The following is an 18116-nucleotide window of genomic DNA, read 5'->3' as shown; positions in this document are numbered from 1 at the left end:
ACAGGCGGTCGGCCGCCAACAGACCCTCGGGGTTGGGGTCGCACCCGGGGTTTTTCGGGGATGCGGACACCACCCCGCGGTGGGACACCGGACGGCCGCCGCGGGTTGGTGTCCGATTCGCCGAAAAGCCATGGTTGCGACCCGATCCGCGAGATACGGTTGCTGCCCGCCGTCCGGTGGCCGCGGCACCGAGGACCTGACCGGCCGACCCGACGGCGGCGGGCGAAGGAGGAACCATGACCCGCCCGGGCCTGCCCAAGCTGATCGCCACCGACCTCGACGGCACGCTCGTCCGCAGCGACGAGACCGTCTCCGCGTACACCCACGAGGTGCTCGACCGGGTGCGGGCCGCGGGGATCCCGGTGGTCGGCGCCACCGGCCGGGGGCCACGCCTGACCGAACTGACCCGCAACGACATCCGCGCCGCCGACTTCCTGGTGATGGCCGGCGGGGGCCGGGTGGTCGACCAGAGCGACCCGGCGGGCCCGCTGGTGCTGCGCGACGAGCGCCTCTCCGGCGCGGTGCTGGCGCGGATCGTGGCCGACCTGGAGGCCACGGTCGGCCCGCTCACCGTGATGGTGGAGGCGTCCGACGAGCCCGACGCGCCGCTCTGGGGCGACTACCACCCGAGCTGGCCCTACCAGGACCGGTTCGAGGCGCGCAGCCGCGCCGAGTGCCTCTCCTGCGATGTGCTCAAGGCGTTCGCCCGGACCGCCGACCATCACGTGGACGAGCTGCTGGCGGTGGCCCGCCGGATCGTTCCGGCCGAGCTGGCCACGCTCACCCAGGCCGGCCTCGGCTTCGTCGAGATCTGCCCGCCCGGGGTGGACAAGTCCACCGGGCTCAGCGTGGTCGCCGAGCGGCTCGGCGTCGACCCGGCCGAGGTGCTGGTCTTCGGCGACCAGCCGAACGACCTGCCGATGTTCGGGTGGGCCGGCTGGGGCCGGGTGGCGGTGGCCAACGCGCACCCGGACGTGCTGGCCGCGGCCGACGAGATCACCCTGCGCAACGACGACGACGGCGTCGCGGTCTACCTGGACCGACTACTCTCCCGGTGATGGGAGAGGCACCACGGCTGGTCGCGACCGACATCGACGGCACGCTGCTCCGGGACGACCGGACGCTCAGCCCGCGTACCGCGGGGGTGCTGGCCCGGATCTCCGCGGCGGGCACGCCCGTCGTGCTGGTCACCGGCCGCCCCATCCGCTGGCTCCAGCTCGTGTACGACCAGCTCGCCGAGCCGCTGCCGGCGATCTGCGCGAACGGCGCGGTGGTGTACGACCCGGTCGCCGACGAGGTGCTCCGGGCCGACCCGCTCGCCCCCGAGCTGCTGGCCGAGGTGGCCCGGCGGCTGCGCGCCGAGGTGCCCGGGGTGAGCCTCGCGGTGGAGATCGTGGACAGCCGGCAGATGCGGCACGAGGCGCACTACCCGCTGCGCTGGGACGCCGACGCCGACGCGATCCGGGCCGTCGAGTCGCCGGAGGAGCTGCTCGCCGTCCCGGCGGTGAAGCTGCTGGCACGGGCCGGTGAGCAGGATCCGGACGTGTTCGTCCGGGTGGTGGCCGGCGCCCTCCAGGGGCTGGCCGAGGCGACCCACTCGTCGTACAGCGGGCTGGTGGAGATCTCCGCCGCCGGGGTGACCAAGGCGGCCGGCCTGGCCTGGTACGCCGCGCGGCTCGGCATCGACGAGCGGGACGTGCTGGCCTTCGGCGACATGCCCAACGACGTGCCGATGCTGACCTGGGCCGGCCGGGCGGTGGCGGTCGCCAACGGGCACCCGGCCGTCCTGGCGATCGCCGACGAGGTGACCGGGGCGAACACCGAGGACGGCGTGGCGGCGTATCTGGAACAGGTCTTCGGGTTGGCCTGACCGGCCGGGCCGGGGGGCCCGGCCGGTCAGCGGTGCGGTCGCGCCCCCGGCCGGGTCAGAGGTACTGGCCGGGCGCGTGGCCCTCGTTGGTCGGCGGCATGCCCGGCATGCCCGGCACCACCCCGCCCGGGCCGCTGGGCAGCGCCTGCCGGCCGGAGCGCATCTGCTCCAGCTGGACGCGGGCGGCCATCTGCTGGGCGACCAGCGCAGCCTGGATGCCGTGGAACAGCCCCTCCAGCCAGCCGACCAGCTGGGCGTGGGCGATCCGCAGCTCGCCCTCGCTCGGCGCCTGGTCCTCGGTGAAGGGCAGTGAGATCCGCTCCAGCTCCTCGCGCAGCTCGGGGGCGAGGCCCTCCTTCAGCTCGACGATCGAGCGCTCGTGGATCTCGCGCATCCGGTGCCGGCTGGCGTCGTCCAGCGGCGCCGCCTTGACCTCCTCCAGCAGCTGCTTGATCATGCTGCCGATCCGCATCACCTTGGCGGGCTGCTCGACCAGGCGGGTCGGATCCTCACCCTGGCCCTCGTCGGTCTGCACGGTGCCGACCGGCCGACCGTCCGGCCCGACCACCACCACGGTGCCGGGGATGCCATCGTTGCCCTGTTCGTCGTCCTGTCCGGCGAAGCGCGCTTCGGTCATGGGACCCATCTTTACCCACCCCCACCACGCGCACGCGCCGGGACCGGCTCCCGGGCCGGAACCACCCGGCCGGGGCGCGCTACCGTCGCCGTCATGCCCGCAGACCCGCGCGCCGTGCTGACCCGGCCGGCCCCGCCGCCGGACGCCACCGTCGCCTACGGCGACCACCCGGACCAGTGCGCCGACCTGCGCCGGCCGGCCGGCGACGGGCCGCCCCGGCGGCTGGTGGTCGTGGTGCACGGCGGCTTCTGGCGGGCCGAGTACGACCGCTCCCACACCGGCCCGATGGCGGCGGCGCTGGCCGCGCTCGGCCACCCGGTCGCCCAGGTCGAGTACCGGCGCACCGGCCAGCCCGGCGGGGGCTGGCCGCACACCCTCACCGACGTGCTGGCCGGGGTGGGGGCGCTGCCCGGGCTGGCCGCGGCCACGCTGCCCGGGCTGGTGACGGCCGACCCACCGATCGTGGTCGGTCACTCGGCGGGCGGGCACCTGGCGCTGTACGTGGCCGCGCACGCCCCGGCCGTGGTCGGCGGCGTGCTGGCGCTGGCGCCGGTCGCGGACCTCGCCGAGGCGTACCGGCTGGACCTGGACTCCGGCGCGGTGGCCGCGCTGCTCGGCGGCGGCCCGGCCGAGTTCCCGGACCGGTACGCGGCGGCCGATCCATCGTCGTTGGTGCCGGTCCGAGTACGCACAGTAGTCATGCACGGGGCGCTCGACCGGCAGGTCCCGATCGCCATCAGCCGCTCCTGGGTGGCGGCCGCCCGGGCGGCCGGCAGTCCCGCCACGCTGGTTGAGCTGCCCGAATGCGAACATTTCGGGCTGATCGCGCCGGACTCGGCGGCCTGGCCGCGGGTGGTCGCCACGTTGCGGTCCCTGCACGATGATCTTCCGGGCATTGACGCAGCGTCGTCGAGCAGGTAGAACGCCGAAGGGGCGTGCACCCCTGAACGCTCCATCGGGAAGGAAATCGTGTCACAGATGAACCGCAGGCGGGCGCTACAACTGCTGGCCGCGCTGGGAACCACCGGGCTGGCGGCGGGATGTGGCTCCGGGACCGACTCCGCGGACGACGCCACACCCGGCAGTCCGATCAAGATCGGTCTGATCGTTCCCGGCAGCGGCCCGAACAAGGTCATCGGGGACGAGATCACCAACGGGTTCCAGCTCTTCCTCAACCTCAACGAGGGGCAGCTCGGCGGCCACCCGGTGACGCTGGTGCCGGCCGAGGAGGGCGACACCGCCAAGACCGGCCAGGCCGCCGTCGACCGGCTGCTCAAGGAGGGCGTGCTGGCGCTCACCGGCGTGGTCAGCTCCGCCGTGATGACCGGCGTCCGGGACGCCGTGGAGCAGGCACGGGTGCCGCTGATCGGCTCCAACGCCTCCCCCACCAGCCTGCAGAGCGTGGTCTACATCTGGCGTACCTCGTACGTGCTGAACGAGCCGGGTGAGGCGCTCGGGCAGTACCTGCGGCAGACCCTGGACGCCTCCAGCACGATCGCGATCTTCGCCACCCAGAGCCAGAGCAGCCGGGACGTCATCGACGGCCTCCGGCGCGGATACGAGCAGGGCGGCCGCCGGCTCACCGAGGAGCCGGTCTTCACCGAAGACGACCCCAACCCCGGCAAGGGGTTCTACACCGGCGCTATCGCCAAGGCCCTGGGCCGGCGCCCCGACGCGGTCTTCTGCCACTACTCCGGGGCGCAGGCGGTCCAGTTCATCAAGCAGCTCTACGCCCAGGGGTACAAGGGCCCGATCTACGCGCCGGGCTTCCTCACCGAGGGCACGGTGCTCGGCCAGCTCGACGACGGGGAGAAGGGCGAGGAGCGGGCGCTGATCGAGAAGTACGGCATCGAGACCGCGCTGAACTACTCCGCCGACCTGAACAACACCGCCAACCGGGTCTTCGCGTCCGCGTACCGCAAGACGCACAACGCCTCCCCGACGACCTACGCGATGGCCTCGTACGACGCCGCGCAGGTGCTGGACAAGGCGATCCGGCTGGTCGGCGAGAACCCGACCCCGCAGCAGGTCAACCTGGCGCTCGGCAAGATCGGCCAGATCGACAGCCCGCGCGGCGCCTGGCAGTTCAACCAGCCGCGCACCCCGCAGCAGAAGTGGTACCTGCGGCGGGTCCAGCTCGACGGCCGGATGCTCGCCAACGTCGTGATCAACGAGCTGGCCACGCTCGGCTGATCCACCCGGAGACACGAAACGGGCGGCCTCCCCTCCGGGGAGACCGCCCGTTTCCCGTACGTCAGTGGCGCAGCTCGGCGATGCAGCACTTCACGCTGCCGCCGCCCTTCTTCAGCTCGGCCAGCTCGACCGGGACCGGGTGGTAGCCGGCCGTCTTGAGCTTGCCCGCCAGCCGGGTCGCCTCGCTGTTCAGCACCACGTTGAGCCCGTCGCTGACCAGGTTGAGGCCGAAGGCCAGGGCGTCCTCGTCGTCCGCCACCACCGCGTCGGGGAAGAGCTGGGCGAGCACCTTCTGGCTGGCCGCCGAGAAGGCACCCGGGTAGTAGACGATGTTCTCGTCGTCGATCGAGGCCAGCGCCACGTCCAGGTGGTAGAAGCGCGGGTCGACCAGGCGCAGCGAGACCACCGGCCGGTTGAGCGCCTCCTGCGCCTCGGCGTGCGCGGCCAGCTCGGTGCGGAAACCGTGGCCGGCGAGGACCAGCCCGCCGTGCGCGTCCGGCAGGTAGGCGAAGTCACCCTCACCCTCGTTGGTCTCGCTCGGCGCGATGAACCGCCAGCCGTTCTGCTCGTAGAACGCCCGGTGCGCGGCGGCCTCGGCGGCCCGCTGCTCGTGCTTGAACTGGGCGCCGTAGACGGTGCCGTCCACCACGAACGCGCCGTTCGCGGCGAAGACCATGTCCGGCAGCCCGCGCTCGGGGGTGAGCAGGTGCACGTCGTGGCCGAGACCGACCAGGGTCTCCCGCAGGCGGTCCCACTGCTTGACCGCCAGGTCGGTGTCGACCGGCGCGGTCACGTCCATCCACGGGTTGATGGCGTACTCGACCGTGAAGTGCTCGGGCGAGCACATGAGATATGTCCGCTTTCGCGGGACTCGCTGCTGGTTCACGGTCACCAAGAGTAGGTACGGTACAACTTTGGTAACAGCCACAACCATTGCTTCCCAGAGGCGGAACGTTGCAGATAGACGCGGTCGACCAGCGAATCATTGCGTTGCTCGTGGCGGATGCCCGCGCCTCGTACGCGGACATCGGCACGCGGGTGTCACTCTCCGCCCCGGCGGTCAAGCGCCGGGTCGACCGGCTCCGATCCGCCGGGGTCATCCGGGGCTTCACCGCGGTCGTCGATCCGGCCGCCGTCGGGTGGACCACGGAGGCGTTCGTCGAGCTGTTCTGCGCCGGCCGGACCACCCCGGCCCAGATCGGGGCCGCCGCCCGGCGGCATCCCGAGGTGGTCGGCGCGTACACGGTCTCCGGCGAGGCGGACGCGCTGGTGCACCTGCGGGCGGCCGACATCGCCCACCTGGAGGAGGCGCTGGAGCGGCTGCGGGCCGAGTCGTTCGTCACCTCGTCCCGCAGCACCATCGTCCTCTCCCGGCTGGTGGAGTCCCCCGGCGTCGGCCCCTCCTCGGCTTGACCTGAACCGCACTTCAGGTCGTCAACTGGATCACGGGAGTTCGGCGGGACGAGGGAGGCGACGTGCGGGCGGTGTGGCTACGGGAGTTCGGCGGGCCGGAGGTGCTGGTCCCGGGACCGGCGCCGGATCCGGAGCCCGGTCCGGGGCAGGTGCTCGTGGAGGTGGCGCACGCGAACATCACCTTCGTCGAGACCATGTTCCGGGCGACCGGGTTCGGTCCGTTCGCCGCGTCCCTGCCGGTGATCCCCGGCAACGGCGTCGGCGGGACGATCACCGCGGTCGGCCCCGGGGTGGACCCGGCGCTGCGCGGCCGGCGGGTGGTCAGCGCCACCGGCGGCTCCGGCGGGTACGCCGAGCGCGTGGTGGTGGACCAGGCCGCGCCGATCCCCGTACCGGACGGGCTGCCGCTGGACGCGGCCGTGGCGCTGCTCGCCGACGGCCGGACCGCGCTCATGCTGGCCCGGGCGGCCGGGTTGCGCGGCGGCGACCGGGTGCTGGTCGAGGCGGCGGCCGGCGGGGTGGGTGGCCTGCTCACCCAGCTCGCCACCGCGGCCGGCGCGCGGGTGGTCGCCGCGGCCGGCGGTCCCCGCAAGGTCGCCCTGCTCCGCGAGCGCGGTCTCGACCCGGTGGTCGACTACCGGGAGCCGGACTGGACCGACCGGGTCCGGGCCGCCGTCGGCGAGGTGGACGTGGTCTTCGACGGGGTGGGTGGCCAACTCGCCCGGGCCGCCTTCGACCTGCTCGACCGGGGCGGGCGGATGCTCAGCTTCGGGCTGGCCAGCGGCGCCTGGGCGGAGGTGCCCGAGGAGGAGGCCGCGGCCCGCGGGGTGAGCCTGCTCCGTCCCGGCGGCACGCCCGACGAGCTGCGCGCGCTCACCGCACAGGCCCTCGCCGAGGGGGCCGCCGGCCGGCTCCGGCCGCTGATCGGGCAGCGCTTCCCGCTGGACCGGGCCGCCGACGCGCACGCCGCCATGGAATCCCGGGCCACGGTCGGCAAGACCCTGCTCGACGTCCGCTGACGGGTCAGAGGTACATGCCGGTGCGGTGCTCCTGCGGGCGGGCCGGCTTGTCCCCCTCGCCGAAGAAGCGCTTGCCGCCGAACTCCCCGTGCAGCCGGTCGTCCAGCTCATCGGCCAGCCCGGTCATCACCTGCACGGCGAGCATGAGGTGGGTGGCCTGGAAGTTGCGGCCGAACACCGGGATCGAGGCCCACACCGTGTCGTCGGCGCAGTAGAGCCGGCCGATCGGCATCCGGTTGGTCAGCTCGGACAGCTTCACGTAGAGCCGCTCGGTCGGCTCGACCTCGGTGAGCACCGGGGAGAAGACGTCGACCAGGGGCGGGTTGTCGCGGACCCGGACGAAGACCATCGCCGAACCGGCGCGGATGTTGATGTCGCCGTCGGAGTCGACCTGCACCTGGTCGGCCTTCGACTTCAGCATGGTGGAGACGACGGTGCGCACCCGCTCCTCCAGGGCCAGCACGTCGTTCTCGCCGGCCTGGGCGGTGGCGGCCGCCGCCAGCGCCTCGTCGAGATCGGCCTCCACGTCGCGGTCCGGGCCGAACTCGCTGCGCGCGGTGCCGAGCGGCTCCGCCGGCAGCGGCTCCCCCTCGGCGTCGTGCACCAGGTAGACCAGGAAGGCGGGGTGCGGGGCGCCGTAGACGTCGCGCAGCGTCCGGGACAGCACGGCCGACAACCGGGTCGCCTCGTCGGTGCCGCAGTCCAGACCGAACTGGTCACCGGAGCCCGCCACGACGCCGGGCGGGGACCACCCGAGCGCGACCATGTCGGCCACCGCGGCCCGGTCCAGCCGGTAGCCCTGGGGCAGGGTGGCGTTGCCGACGGCCCGGGCCGAGAGGCGGCCCTCCTCGCCGGCGTCCACGCTCACCGAGTAGACGGCATCCCCGGTCCCGGAGGCGGTCGGGTCGAGGGTGACCTCCAGGTGCGCGCCGGGGGGCAGCCCGCGCAGCCGCTCGGCCAGCGCACGGGCGAACTCGCGCCACGCCTCGGTCACCTTGGCCCGCAGGTCGGCCGTGGTCGGCTCGTCCAGCAGGATCGACTCGTGCTGCTCCGGCGTCGCGCCGGCGGGCTCACCGGCCGGCGCCGAGGGGTGGTCTGCCGTCATGATCGCCTCCGTCCGTCCTCGCCACCCTACCCACGGGCGGTGGGGGTCGAATCACCCCGACCGGGATCGGACAGCGGGCCGGCAGGCGCTACCCGGCGGGGGCGGTCCCGTCCAGCTCCACCGGCCAGGTGCCGGCCAGCGCGCTGAGCCGGGCGGCCGCCGCGGCCGGGTCGGCGCCGCGCCCCACGGCCACCCCCAGGAGGTACGCCGTGACCGGCGCCCCCGGCCGCAACACCTGGTGCGCCACGTCCTTGGCCAGGTCGAGCACGGCCGGCACCGGCACCTCGGCCGGGTCCAGCCCCAGCTCGGCACAGGCCGCCGTGACCCAGTCGTCCAGCACCGTCATCTCGTCCACTCCTCGGCCCGGCGTACGTCCTCGTCAGTGTCGCAGTCGAACCAGGGCGGCGGCCCGGACCCGGACCAGGACACCTCCCGCACGGTCGTGCCGGCCAGCAGCCCGCGCACCGGCGCCCCGTCGACCGTGCCGCCGCGCTCGGCGGCGAGCCGGTCGAGGGCGGCCCGCAGCGCGCCCACCCGCCACACCGCGCAGAGCTGCTGCCGGCGGCCCGCGCCGTCGACGTAGCAGGCCACCCCGGCGGCCGAGCCGTCGAGGGCGCCCCGCAGCTCGGCCAACGCCGCCGGGGTGAGCAGCGGCAGGTCGGCCGCGAGCAGGGCGACGGTGGCCGTGCCGGGGTCGAGCAGGGCCAGGCCGGCGGCGGTCGCCGCCACCGGGCCGCCGCCGGGCGGCTCCTCGCGGGTCACCCGGACCCCCTCGGGCACCGGGCCGGCCGGACCGACCACGATCCGCGCGCCCGCGTCGGCCACCGCCGCCAGCACCCGGTGCAGCATCGGCCGGCCGCCGACCGGGCGGGCCGGCTTGTCGACCCCGCCCATCCGGCGGGCCGCGCCGCCCGAGAGCACCACCGCCGCGTACGCCGTCACCGGGCCACGGTAACCGGGGTGGCGTCGCCGTGCGGGTGCCCGGGGACGCGGGGCAGGATGGCGGCATGGGACGGGCGACTGACCGGCGCGGCGTGCTCCGGATCGACCTCGACGCGGCGGCCGACGGGCGGGCGCGGGTGCGCCGGCCGGACACCCTGGCGGTGGAGGAGCCGCTGGAGATCCGGGTCGGCCCGGCGGGGCCGGGCCGGCGCAGGCCGCTCGCGGTGACCATGCGCACCCCGGGCGACGACCTGGACCTGGCGATCGGCTTCCTGCTCACCGAGGGGCTGATCCGGTCGGCCGACGACGTGCGCACCGCGCAGCTCTGCGCCGGAGCGGAGACCCCGAACACCTACAACGTGGTCGACGTGGTGCTGGCCCCCGGCGTGCCGGAGCCCGAAACCGACCCGGCCCGCAACTTCTACACCACCAGTTCGTGCGGGGTCTGCGGCAAGGCCAGCATCGACAGCGTCCGGACCCGCTCGCAGTTCGTCGTGCGTGAGGACCCGCTGGCGGTGACCGCCGAGCTGCTCGCCGGGCTGCCCGACCGGCTGCGCGCGGCCCAGCGCGCCTTCGACCGCACCGGCGGCCTGCACGCGGCCGGGCTGTTCACCGCCGACGGCGAACTGGTGGTGCTGCGCGAGGACGTCGGCCGGCACAACGCGGTGGACAAGGTGGTCGGCTGGGCCGTCCGGGAACGCCGGCTGCCGCTGGCGGGGCACGTGCTGCTGGTCTCCGGCCGGGCCAGCTTCGAGCTGACCCAGAAGGCGTGGATGGCCGGGGTGCCGCTGCTCGCCGCGGTCTCCGCGCCCAGCACGCTCGCCGCCGACCTGGCTGAGGAGGCCGGGATGACGCTTGTCGGCTTCCTGCGCGGCGGGACCATGAACGTCTACACCGGCGCGCAGCGGGTGCCCGGCTGACCCGCTCACCGGCCGGGTCGACGCCGGCGGCGGCGCAGCACCGCCGGGCCGGCGGTCGCCGGCCAGCCGTCCAGCTCGGCGGGGGACAATCCGCGGCGGAGCGCGTCGTCGAGAAGCACGGCGAGTGAGTAGCCCGGTTGGGCCGCGAGCACCCGTTCCACGGCCACGGCGGCCAGCGCGCCGTGTCCTGCGCGCCAGGCGGCGAACGCCAGCAGGCAACCCGGAGCGGCGACCAGCTCCGGCTCGGCCCGGCGCAGGACGTCGGTCCAGAGGCCGATGTCGGCGTCCCGGCCGTCGGTGCGGGCCCAGGCGTGGTCGCGGACCGGCAGGTGGGTGAGGAGCACGGTCAACCAGGCCACCTCGTCGTCGGCCAGCCGCTCACCGCGTTCCGGCGGCACCTGCGCGGCCAGCGCGGCCCGGTCGGGGAGGGCGACCTGACCGGCGAAGACGGCGGCCGCGCTGACCTGGCTGGCCGCCGGGTCGTAGGGGGTGCCCTCGGGCGGGCAGCAGGACGGCTCGGCGCAGAGGTAGGACCACCAGCGCCCGTCGGTCACCCGGAGCGCGTCGAGCACGAGCAGGCCGGCCCGGTCCAACGCCTCGCCGACCGCGTCGACCGCGCCGGTGACCCGGAGGGCCGGACCGTAGCCGATCACCGTGGCGGCATCGGTGCCCTGCCGGGCCACCACCTCGGCCAGGTGCCGCGCCGGCGGGCGGGGGTCGCGGCCCGGCTCGGGCAGGTCACCCCGGGCGGCGAAGACGACCCGCCGGCCGCGCACCGCCACGACCACGACGCTGTCGGCGGGATGGAAACCGAGCAGGTACGGCACGGCGGCGACGAGGTCGGCGGGCGAGCGGACGGCGAGGCGGGGGCGCTCGGTGGAGTTCATGCCGGGAGCGTGCGGCGGACGGGTGCCGGCACGACAGGCCCTGTGGACGACACGCTGGTTGTCCACAGATACGGAGAGTATCGGTGCAGGTCGGCGAGGAACGGCACCCCTCGAAGCCGGTCACGGCCCGCGCCGACCCCGCGGACCGGCTACCTTGCGCTCATGGACCTGGCGTACCTGCGGGCACACCCGGAGCACCTGCCGACCTTCCTGACCCACCAGCGGATCCGGGAGACGCCGGTCTCCGGCGGGGACAGCTGCGCCGCGTCCCGACTCACACTCGACGACGGGCACTCGATCTTCGCCAAGACCTGGCCGGAGCGGGCCGGACGGGCCGTGCCCGAGGGCTTCTTCGCCACCGAGGCGGCCGGGCTGCGCTGGCTGCGCGAGGCCGGCACGGTCGCCGTGCCGGAGGTGGTGGTGGCGCTGCCGGAGCTGCTGGCGCTCGACTGGGTCGAGCCCGGCGAGCCGACGCCGGAGGCGGCCGAGCTGTTCGGCCGCGAGCTGGCCGGGCTGCACCGGGCCGGCGCCCCCGCCTTCGGCGCCGACTGGCCCGGGTTCATCGGCACGCTGCCGCAGGACAACACCCCCGACCCGGGCCCGTGGCCGGAGTGGTTCGCCCGGCGGCGGCTGCTGCCCTACCTGCGGATGTCGGTCGACAACGGCGCCCTCACCCCCGCGGAGGCCGGCCCGGTCGAGGAGCTGGTCGACCGGATCGCCGAGTTCGGCGGCGACGAGGCACCGGCCCGGATCCACGGCGACCTCTGGCCCGGCAACCTGCTCTGGGGCGTCGACGACCGGGTCCGGCTGGTCGACCCGGCCGCGCACGGCGGCCACCGCGAGACCGACCTGGCCCAGCTCGCCCTCTTCGGCGGCCCACCGCACCTCGACCGGATCACGGCCGCCTACCGGGAGACGTGGCCGCTGGCCGACGGCTGGCGCGAGCGGGTGCCGCTGCACCAGCTCCACCTGCTGCTGGTGCACACCGCGTTGTTCGGGGCCGCGTACCGGGCGGCGGTGGACTCCGCCGCCCGCGCCGCGCTGCGCGGCGTCGGACGCGCTACGGTCGACGGGTGACCGCCGCCCCGACGACGACCGACGGGGTCCTCGTCGACCGGTACGGCCGGGTCGCCCGGGACCTCCGGGTCTCGCTGACCGACAAGTGCAACCTGCGCTGCACCTACTGCATGCCGGCGGAAGGGCTGCCCTGGCTGGCCGGCCCGCAGCTGCTCGACGACGACGAGATCGTCCGGCTGGTCCGGGTGGCGGTGCAGCGACTCGGCGTCACCGAGGTCCGCTTCACCGGCGGCGAGCCGCTGATCCGGCCGGGCCTGGCCCGCATCGTGTCGGCGGTGGCCGCGCTGGCGCCCCGCCCACGCATCTCGCTCACCACCAACGGCCTGGGCCTGGACCGGCTCGCGCCCACCCTGCGCGCCGCCGGGCTGGACCGGGTCAACGTCTCGCTGGACACCCTGGACCGCGACCGGTTCGCCACGCTGACCCGACGGGACCGGCACGCCGACGTGCTGGCCGGGCTGGCCGGCGCGGCGGCCGCCGGGCTGACCCCGGTGAAGATCAACGCGGTGCTGATGCGCGGGGTCAACGACGACGAGGCGCCCGCGCTGCTCCGGTTCGCCCTGGCCCACGGCTACGAGCTGCGGTTCATCGAGCAGATGCCGCTGGACGCCCAGCACGGCTGGGACCGGTCGACCATGGTCACCGCCGACGAGATCCTCGCCGCCCTGCGAGCCGAGTACGCGTTGACCGCCGACCCGGGCGAGCGGGGCGCGGCCCCGGCCGAGACCTGGCTGGTGGACGGCGGCCCGGCCCGGGTCGGGGTGATAGCCAGCGTGACCCGACCGTTCTGCGGCGACTGCGACCGGACCCGGCTCACCGCCGACGGTCAGGTCCGCAACTGCCTCTTCGCCACCGAGGAGTCCGACCTGCGCGGCGCGCTGCGCGCCGGGGCGGACGACGAGGAGCTGGCCCGGCGCTGGCGGGCCGCGATGTGGGGCAAGCGGGCCGGGCACGGCATCGACGACCCCACCTTCCTGCAACCCGCCCGCCCGATGTCGGCGATCGGAGGCTGACCGGTGCAGCTCACCGTCCGCTACTTCGCCGGCGCGCGGGCCGCGGCCGGGCGCGCCGAGGAGACCGCATCCGCCGGGCGGTCGCTCGACGAACTCCTCGACGAGCTGACCGGGCGGCACGGCGAGCGGCTCGCCGTGGTGCTGAAGGCGGCGAGTTTCCTGGTCGACGGGGTGGCCTGCCATGATCGTCAGGCACCGCTGCCGGCCGGGGCGACGGTCGACGTGCTGCCCCCCTTCGCGGGCGGCTGAGGGAGGCTCCCGTGTTGGCGATGGCGACGTTCGTGGGCTTCGCTGTGCTCGTCACCGCCCTGATCCACCTCTACCTGTGGAAGCGGCTGGTCCGCGACACCACCCGTCCGGGCCGCTGGCGGAAGGCGGGCGGGGTGGTCGCGCTGCTGCTGGCGCTGCTGGTGCCGGCGACCATGGTGGGCACCCGCAGCGGCTCGTACTGGCTGGCCTGGCCGGGCTATCTCTGGCTGGCCCTGATGTTCTACCTGCTCGTGCTGCTGCTGGTGCTCGAAGTGCCCATGGCGGTGGCGAAGCTGGTGCTGCGTCGCCGCGAGCGGGCCGCGACCGGCACGGCCCTCGCGCCACCGAAGGTGCCCTCGGGCGGCACGGGCGGGGCCGACACCTCCGCGCCGGGCCACATGGCCGAATCACCGGCGGCCGGTGCCGGCGCCACGTCGTCCGTCGCGCTCGCCGAGCCCCCCGTCGCGCTCGCCGAGCCGCCCGTCGCGCTGACGGACGCGCCGTCCGCCGGGTCGGCCGAGCCGCCGACCGATGGACCGGCGGCTGACGCTCCGCGGATTGGCGGCGGCCCCGGCGTGGGCCGGCTGGACCACGACCCGTCCCGCCGCCTGCTGCTCGCCCGGGGGGCCGCGATCTTCGCGGGGCTCACCGCCGCCGGCGTCACCGGGTACGGGGTCCGCACCGCGATGGGACCGCCCCGGCTGGACCGGGTGCGGATCCCGCTGGCCAAGCTCCCCCGGGCCATGGACGGCCTGCGCATCGCCACCGTCTCGGACATCCACCTCGGGCCGCTGCGCGGACGGGCCCACACCGAGCGGATCGTCGCGATGATCAACCGGCTCGACGCCGACCTGGTCGCGGTCGTCGGTGACCTGGTCGACGGCTCGGTGGCCGAGCTGGGCGCGGCCGCGGAGCCGCTGCGCGACCTGCGCTCCCGCTACGGCAGCTTCTTCGTCACCGGCAACCACGAGTACTACTCCGGCGTGGAGGAGTGGGTGCGGGAGGTGGACCGGCTCGGCCTGCGGGTGCTCCAGAACGAGCGCCAGGAGATCCGGGCCCGGGGCGGCGTGCTGGACCTGGCCGGGGTCAACGACGTCACGGCCACCGGCACCGGGCTGGCCGCCCCGGCCGACTACGCCGCCGCGCTCGGCGACCGCGACCCGTCCCGCCCCGTGGTGCTGCTGGCCCACCAGCCGGTGGCCGCGCACGAGGCGGCGAAGTTCGGCGTGGACCTCCAGCTCTCCGGGCACACCCACGCCGGCCAGATGGTGCCGTTCAACCTGCTGGTGAAGCTCCAGCAGCCGGTGGTCTCCGGTCTGGGCGAGGTGGACGGCACCAAGGTCTACGTCACCAACGGCGCCGGCTTCTGGGGCCCGCCGGTCCGGGTCGGCGCGCCGCCGCAGGTGACCCTGGTCGAGCTGCGCGCCCCATAGCGCGTCCGGGCCGCCCGGTCCAGCACCGCATTGCTCAGGTCACGCGTACGCGTGGCGGCGGGCGGCCGGGGGACCGGGCGTGACAGGATGCGGCGTGCCTCCGTTCAGCGCCGCACCCCCCGGTGGCCTCCCGCCGTTCGTCGCGGATCTGCACATCCACTCGAAGTACTCGCGCGCGTGCAGCCGTGACCTGACCCTGCCGAACCTCGGCTGGTGGGCCCGACGCAAGGGCATCGGCGTGCTCGGCACCGGCGACTTCACCCACCCCGCCTGGTACGACCACCTGCGCGAGACCCTGCACCCGGCGGAGCCCGGCCTCTACCGGCTGAGCCCGGAGGCCGAGCGGGACATCGCCCGGCGGCTGCCGCCCCGGCTGGCGAGCGAGGCGGAGGCGGACCCGGTCCGGTTCATGCTCAGCGTGGAGATCTCCACGATCTACAAGCGGGACGACCGGACCCGGAAGGTGCACCACCTGATCTACCTGCCGGACCTGGACGCGGTGGCCCGGTTCAACGCCGCGCTGGGACGGATCGGCAACCTGGGCTCGGACGGCCGGCCGATCCTCGGGCTGGACTCCCGGGACCTGCTGGAGATCACCCTGGAGGCCAGCCCGGACGGCTACCTGGTGCCGGCACACATCTGGACGCCGTGGTTCTCCGCGCTCGGCTCGAAGTCCGGCTTCGACGCGATCGCCGACTGCTACGCCGACCTGGCCGAACACATCTTCGCCGTGGAGACCGGCCTCTCCTCCGACCCGGAGATGAACTGGCGGGTCGGCAGCCTGGACCGCTACCAGCTGGTGTCGAACTCGGACGCCCACTCCCCGCCGGCGCTGGCCCGGGAGGCCACCGTCCTCGACTCGGCCCGCGACTACTTCGCCATCCGCGAGGCGCTGCGCACCGGCGACGGGCTGGCCGGCACCATCGAGTTCTTCCCCGAGGAGGGCAAGTACCACGCCGACGGGCACCGGCTCTGCGGGGTGAACTGGTCCCCGGAGCGCACGCGGGAGGCCGGCGGGCGCTGCCCGGAGTGCGGCAAGCCGCTGACGGTGGGTGTGCTGAGCCGGGTGGCGGAGCTGGCCGACCGGCCCGAGGGGCACCGGCCGGCGCACGCCCGCGAGGTGACCCACCTGGTGCCGCTGGCCGAGATCCTCGGTGAGCTGAACAAGGTGGGCGCGCGCTCGAAGAAGGTCGAGGGGAAGCTCCACGAGCTGATCGCCGCGCTCGGGCCGGAGCTGGACATCCTGACCCGCACCCCGCTGGACGAGATCGGCCGGGTCGGCGGTGAGCTGCTCGCCGAGGGCATCGGCCGGCTGCGCCGCGGTGAGGTGCGCCGGATCCCCGGCTACGACGGCGAGTACGGCGTGATCACCCTCTTCGACCCGGCCGAGCTGGGTTCGTCGCACGGGGGCAGCGGCCAGGACGCCCTCTTCGACGTACCCGTGCCCGCGCAGCGGAAGCCCGCGGAGCCGGCGCCGAAACCGAAGGCCCGGCGCCCGGCGGCGGCCAAGGTGGAGTCGAAGCGGAAGCCGGCCCCGCCGCCCCCGCCACCGATCGCGCCGGCGCCCTCCCCGCACGAGCCGTTCGAGCCGATGCTCGCCGGCATGGAGGAGGTCGGCACCGGGCTGCTGGATCGGCTCGACGCGATGCAGCGGGTGGCCGCCTCCGCGCCGGGCGGCCCGCTGCTCATCGTGGCCGGCCCGGGCACCGGCAAGACCCGGACGCTGACCCACCGGATCGCCTACCTCTGCGCGGAGCTGAACGTCTTCCCGGAGCAGTGCCTGGCGATCACCTTCACCCGGCGGGCCGCCGAGGAGCTGCGGCACCGGCTGGACGGGCTGCTCGGCCCGGTCGCCGAGGACGTCACCGTCGGCACCTTCCACTCGCTGGGCCTGACCATCCTGCGGGAGAACGCCGGGGCGGCCGGGCTGCCGGCCGACTTCCGGATCGCCGACGACGCGGACCGGGCCGCCGCCCGCGCGGAGGCCGGCGACGACGAGGAGCGCTACACCGCGCTGCTGCGCAAGCGGGACCTGGTCGACCTGGACGAGCTGCTCACCCTGCCGGTGGCGCTGCTGAAGGCGGACCGGAAGCTGGTCGGGGAATACCGCGAGCGCTGGAAGTGGATCTTCGTCGACGAGTACCAGGACGTCGACACCGTCCAGTACGAGCTGCTCCGACTGCTCAGCCCGGCCGACGGCAACCTCTGCGCGATCGGCGACCCCGACCAGGCGATCTACTCGTTCCGGGGCGCCGATGTCGGCTACTTCCTGCGCTTCTCCCAGGACTTCACCGACGCCCGGCTGGTCCGGTTGAACCGCAACTACCGGTCCTCGGCGCCGATCCTCGCCGCCGCGGTGCAGGCCATCGCGCCGTCGTCGCTGGTCCGCGGCCGCCGCCTGGACCCGGCCCGGCTCGACCCGGAGGCCCCGCTGGTCGGTCGCTACGCCGCGACCTCCGTCGCGGACGAGGCCGATTTCCTGGTACGCACCATCGACGACCTGGTCGGCGGCCTGTCCCACCGCTCGCTCGACTCGGGCCGGATCGACGGGCGGGCCACCTCGCTGTCCTTCTCCGACATCGCGGTGCTCTACCGCACCGACTCGCAGGCCGCACCCCTCGTGGACGCCCTGGCGCGGGCGAACATCCCGGTGCAGAAGCGCTCGCACGACCGGCTGCGCGACCGGCCCGGCGTGGCCGCCATCGCCCGCGAGCTGCGGCACGCCGGGCTCGACGGTTCCCTGGCGGCCCGGGTACGGCTGGCCGGCCAGATCCTGGCGGAGCGCTTCGCCGTGCCGACGCTCGACGGCTCCGGCGCGGTACGCCCCGAGGACGTCCGCACGGCGGTCGACCTGCTCACCCCGCTGGCGCGGCGCTGCGGCGACGACCTCGGGCTGTTCCTCTCCCAGCTCGCGACCGGGGCGGAGGTGGACGCCCTCGACCCGCGCGCCGAGGCGGTCACCCTCCTCACGCTGCACGCGGCGAAGGGGCTGGAGTTCCCGGTGGTCTTCCTGGTCGGCGCCGAGGACGGGCTGCTGCCGCTGCGCTGGCCCGGGCAGGAGCCGGACGACGACGCGGTGGCCGAGGAGCGACGGCTCTTCTTTGTCGGGCTCACCCGGGCCCAGGACCGGCTCTACGTGAGCCACGCTGCCCGGCGTACCCGGCACGGGTCGGAGCGCGAGTGCCGCCCGTCCCCGTTCCTCGACGTGATCGACCCGGGCCTGTTCGAGCGCTTCGGCGACACCGAACCCCGCCGCCCCAGGGACCGCCAGCTGCGCCTGATCTGAGCCCTCGCCCCGGCTCGCCGAGGTGGCGGCCTCCGCGATCACCGGACACCGCCACCTCGCCGAGCCGGCGCG

The 18116-nt window shown here is 75.0% G+C and carries 17 protein-coding genes and 1 pseudogene; 12 read left to right on the top strand and 6 right to left on the bottom strand.

Annotated elements, in window-relative coordinates:
* The first annotated feature begins 236 nt into the window (after positions 1-236).
* Both ACW0Q9_RS10030 and ACW0Q9_RS10025 read left to right on the top strand, forming a co-directional pair.
* On the top strand, positions 237-1058 hold the full coding sequence (locus ACW0Q9_RS10030) for an HAD family hydrolase (protein WP_456179877.1): 822 nt from the start codon (positions 237-239) through the stop codon (positions 1056-1058).
* Positions 1058-1870 carry an HAD family hydrolase gene (locus ACW0Q9_RS10025; RefSeq protein ID WP_456179875.1) on the top strand — a complete coding sequence of 271 codons (813 nt, stop codon included), beginning with the start codon at positions 1058-1060 and terminating at the stop codon, positions 1868-1870. The genes ACW0Q9_RS10030 and ACW0Q9_RS10025 overlap by 1 nt, the downstream gene beginning before the upstream one ends.
* A gap of 55 nt (positions 1871-1925) precedes the next feature.
* On the opposite strand, the gene ACW0Q9_RS10020 is transcribed toward ACW0Q9_RS10025, so the two are convergent.
* Positions 1926-2516, bottom strand: coding sequence for a bacterial proteasome activator family protein (locus tag ACW0Q9_RS10020; protein ID WP_456179873.1), 591 nt, complete (start codon positions 2514-2516; stop codon positions 1926-1928).
* Positions 2517-2600: 84 nt separating this feature from the next.
* Between ACW0Q9_RS10020 and ACW0Q9_RS10015 the strand changes: the two genes are divergently transcribed.
* Together ACW0Q9_RS10015 and ACW0Q9_RS10010 are read left to right on the top strand one after the other, a co-directional pair.
* Positions 2601-3428, top strand: coding sequence for an alpha/beta hydrolase family protein (locus tag ACW0Q9_RS10015; protein WP_456179871.1), 828 nt, complete (start codon positions 2601-2603; stop codon positions 3426-3428).
* A 48-nt stretch (positions 3429-3476) separates the two neighbouring features.
* The gene (locus ACW0Q9_RS10010) at positions 3477-4700 is read left to right on the top strand and encodes an ABC transporter substrate-binding protein (protein ID WP_456179869.1); all 1224 of its coding nucleotides are present in this window, start codon (positions 3477-3479) and stop codon (positions 4698-4700) included.
* 61 nt (positions 4701-4761) lie between these two features.
* Here the strand turns inward: ACW0Q9_RS10010 and ddaH are convergent, their stop codons facing one another.
* A complete protein-coding gene (ddaH, locus tag ACW0Q9_RS10005; protein ID WP_456179867.1) occupies positions 4762-5595 on the bottom strand; it encodes a dimethylargininase in 834 nt (277 codons plus the stop codon).
* A 59-nt stretch (positions 5596-5654) separates the two neighbouring features.
* Here ddaH and ACW0Q9_RS10000 point away from each other — a divergent pair, with 59 nt between their 5' ends.
* Positions 5655-6113 carry an Lrp/AsnC family transcriptional regulator gene (locus tag ACW0Q9_RS10000; RefSeq protein WP_091265141.1) on the top strand — a complete coding sequence of 153 codons (459 nt, stop codon included), beginning with the start codon at positions 5655-5657 and terminating at the stop codon, positions 6111-6113.
* 62 nt (positions 6114-6175) lie between these two features.
* The gene (locus tag ACW0Q9_RS09995; protein ID WP_456179864.1) at positions 6176-7132 is read left to right on the top strand and encodes a zinc-binding dehydrogenase; all 957 of its coding nucleotides are present in this window, start codon (positions 6176-6178) and stop codon (positions 7130-7132) included.
* 4 nt (positions 7133-7136) lie between these two features.
* On the opposite strand, the gene ACW0Q9_RS09990 is transcribed toward ACW0Q9_RS09995, so the two are convergent.
* The 3 genes from ACW0Q9_RS09990 to mobA form a co-directional block, all read right to left on the bottom strand.
* Entirely contained in the window at positions 7137-8237 is a 1101-nt protein-coding gene (locus tag ACW0Q9_RS09990; RefSeq protein WP_456179862.1) for a T3SS (YopN, CesT) and YbjN peptide-binding chaperone 1, read from the bottom strand.
* Between the two features lie 88 nt (positions 8238-8325).
* On the bottom strand, positions 8326-8583 hold the full coding sequence (locus tag ACW0Q9_RS09985) for a DUF6457 domain-containing protein (protein WP_456179860.1): 258 nt from the start codon (positions 8581-8583) through the stop codon (positions 8326-8328).
* Entirely contained in the window at positions 8580-9179 is a 600-nt protein-coding gene (mobA, locus tag ACW0Q9_RS09980) for a molybdenum cofactor guanylyltransferase (protein WP_456179858.1), read from the bottom strand. The genes ACW0Q9_RS09985 and mobA overlap by 4 nt, the downstream gene beginning before the upstream one ends.
* A gap of 65 nt (positions 9180-9244) precedes the next feature.
* Here mobA and fdhD point away from each other — a divergent pair, with 65 nt between their 5' ends.
* Positions 9245-10099, top strand: coding sequence for a formate dehydrogenase accessory sulfurtransferase FdhD (gene fdhD / locus ACW0Q9_RS09975; RefSeq protein WP_456179856.1), 855 nt, complete (start codon positions 9245-9247; stop codon positions 10097-10099).
* A gap of 5 nt (positions 10100-10104) precedes the next feature.
* Here the strand turns inward: fdhD and ACW0Q9_RS09970 are convergent, their stop codons facing one another.
* On the bottom strand, positions 10105-10986 hold the full coding sequence (locus ACW0Q9_RS09970; RefSeq protein WP_456179854.1) for a DUF4192 domain-containing protein: 882 nt from the start codon (positions 10984-10986) through the stop codon (positions 10105-10107).
* A 162-nt stretch (positions 10987-11148) separates the two neighbouring features.
* On the opposite strand from ACW0Q9_RS09970, the gene ACW0Q9_RS09965 reads away from it, so the two are divergent.
* From ACW0Q9_RS09965 to ACW0Q9_RS09945, 5 genes and pseudogenes are all read left to right on the top strand, one after another.
* On the top strand, positions 11149-12063 hold the full coding sequence (locus ACW0Q9_RS09965; protein WP_456179852.1) for a fructosamine kinase family protein: 915 nt from the start codon (positions 11149-11151) through the stop codon (positions 12061-12063).
* Entirely contained in the window at positions 12060-13076 is a 1017-nt protein-coding gene (gene moaA / locus ACW0Q9_RS09960; protein ID WP_456179850.1) for a GTP 3',8-cyclase MoaA, read from the top strand. Before ACW0Q9_RS09965 ends, moaA begins: the two co-directional genes overlap by 4 nt.
* Before the next feature lie 3 nt (positions 13077-13079).
* Positions 13080-13325, top strand: coding sequence for a MoaD/ThiS family protein (locus tag ACW0Q9_RS09955; protein WP_456179848.1), 246 nt, complete (start codon positions 13080-13082; stop codon positions 13323-13325).
* Positions 13326-13414: 89 nt separating this feature from the next.
* Positions 13415-14758 (top strand): annotated as a pseudogene (locus ACW0Q9_RS09950) (metallophosphoesterase); the annotation flags it as partial.
* A gap of 94 nt (positions 14759-14852) precedes the next feature.
* Complete coding sequence (locus ACW0Q9_RS09945; RefSeq protein ID WP_456179846.1) at positions 14853-18044, top strand: UvrD-helicase domain-containing protein; 3192 nt, start codon at positions 14853-14855, stop codon at positions 18042-18044.
* Positions 18045-18116 lie beyond the last annotated feature (72 nt).

The sequence above is a fragment of the Micromonospora sp. I033 genome, from assembly GCF_053890995.1.
The sequence above is the reverse complement of the archived record's forward strand: the minus strand, read 5'-3'. Positions and strand labels throughout refer to the sequence as shown.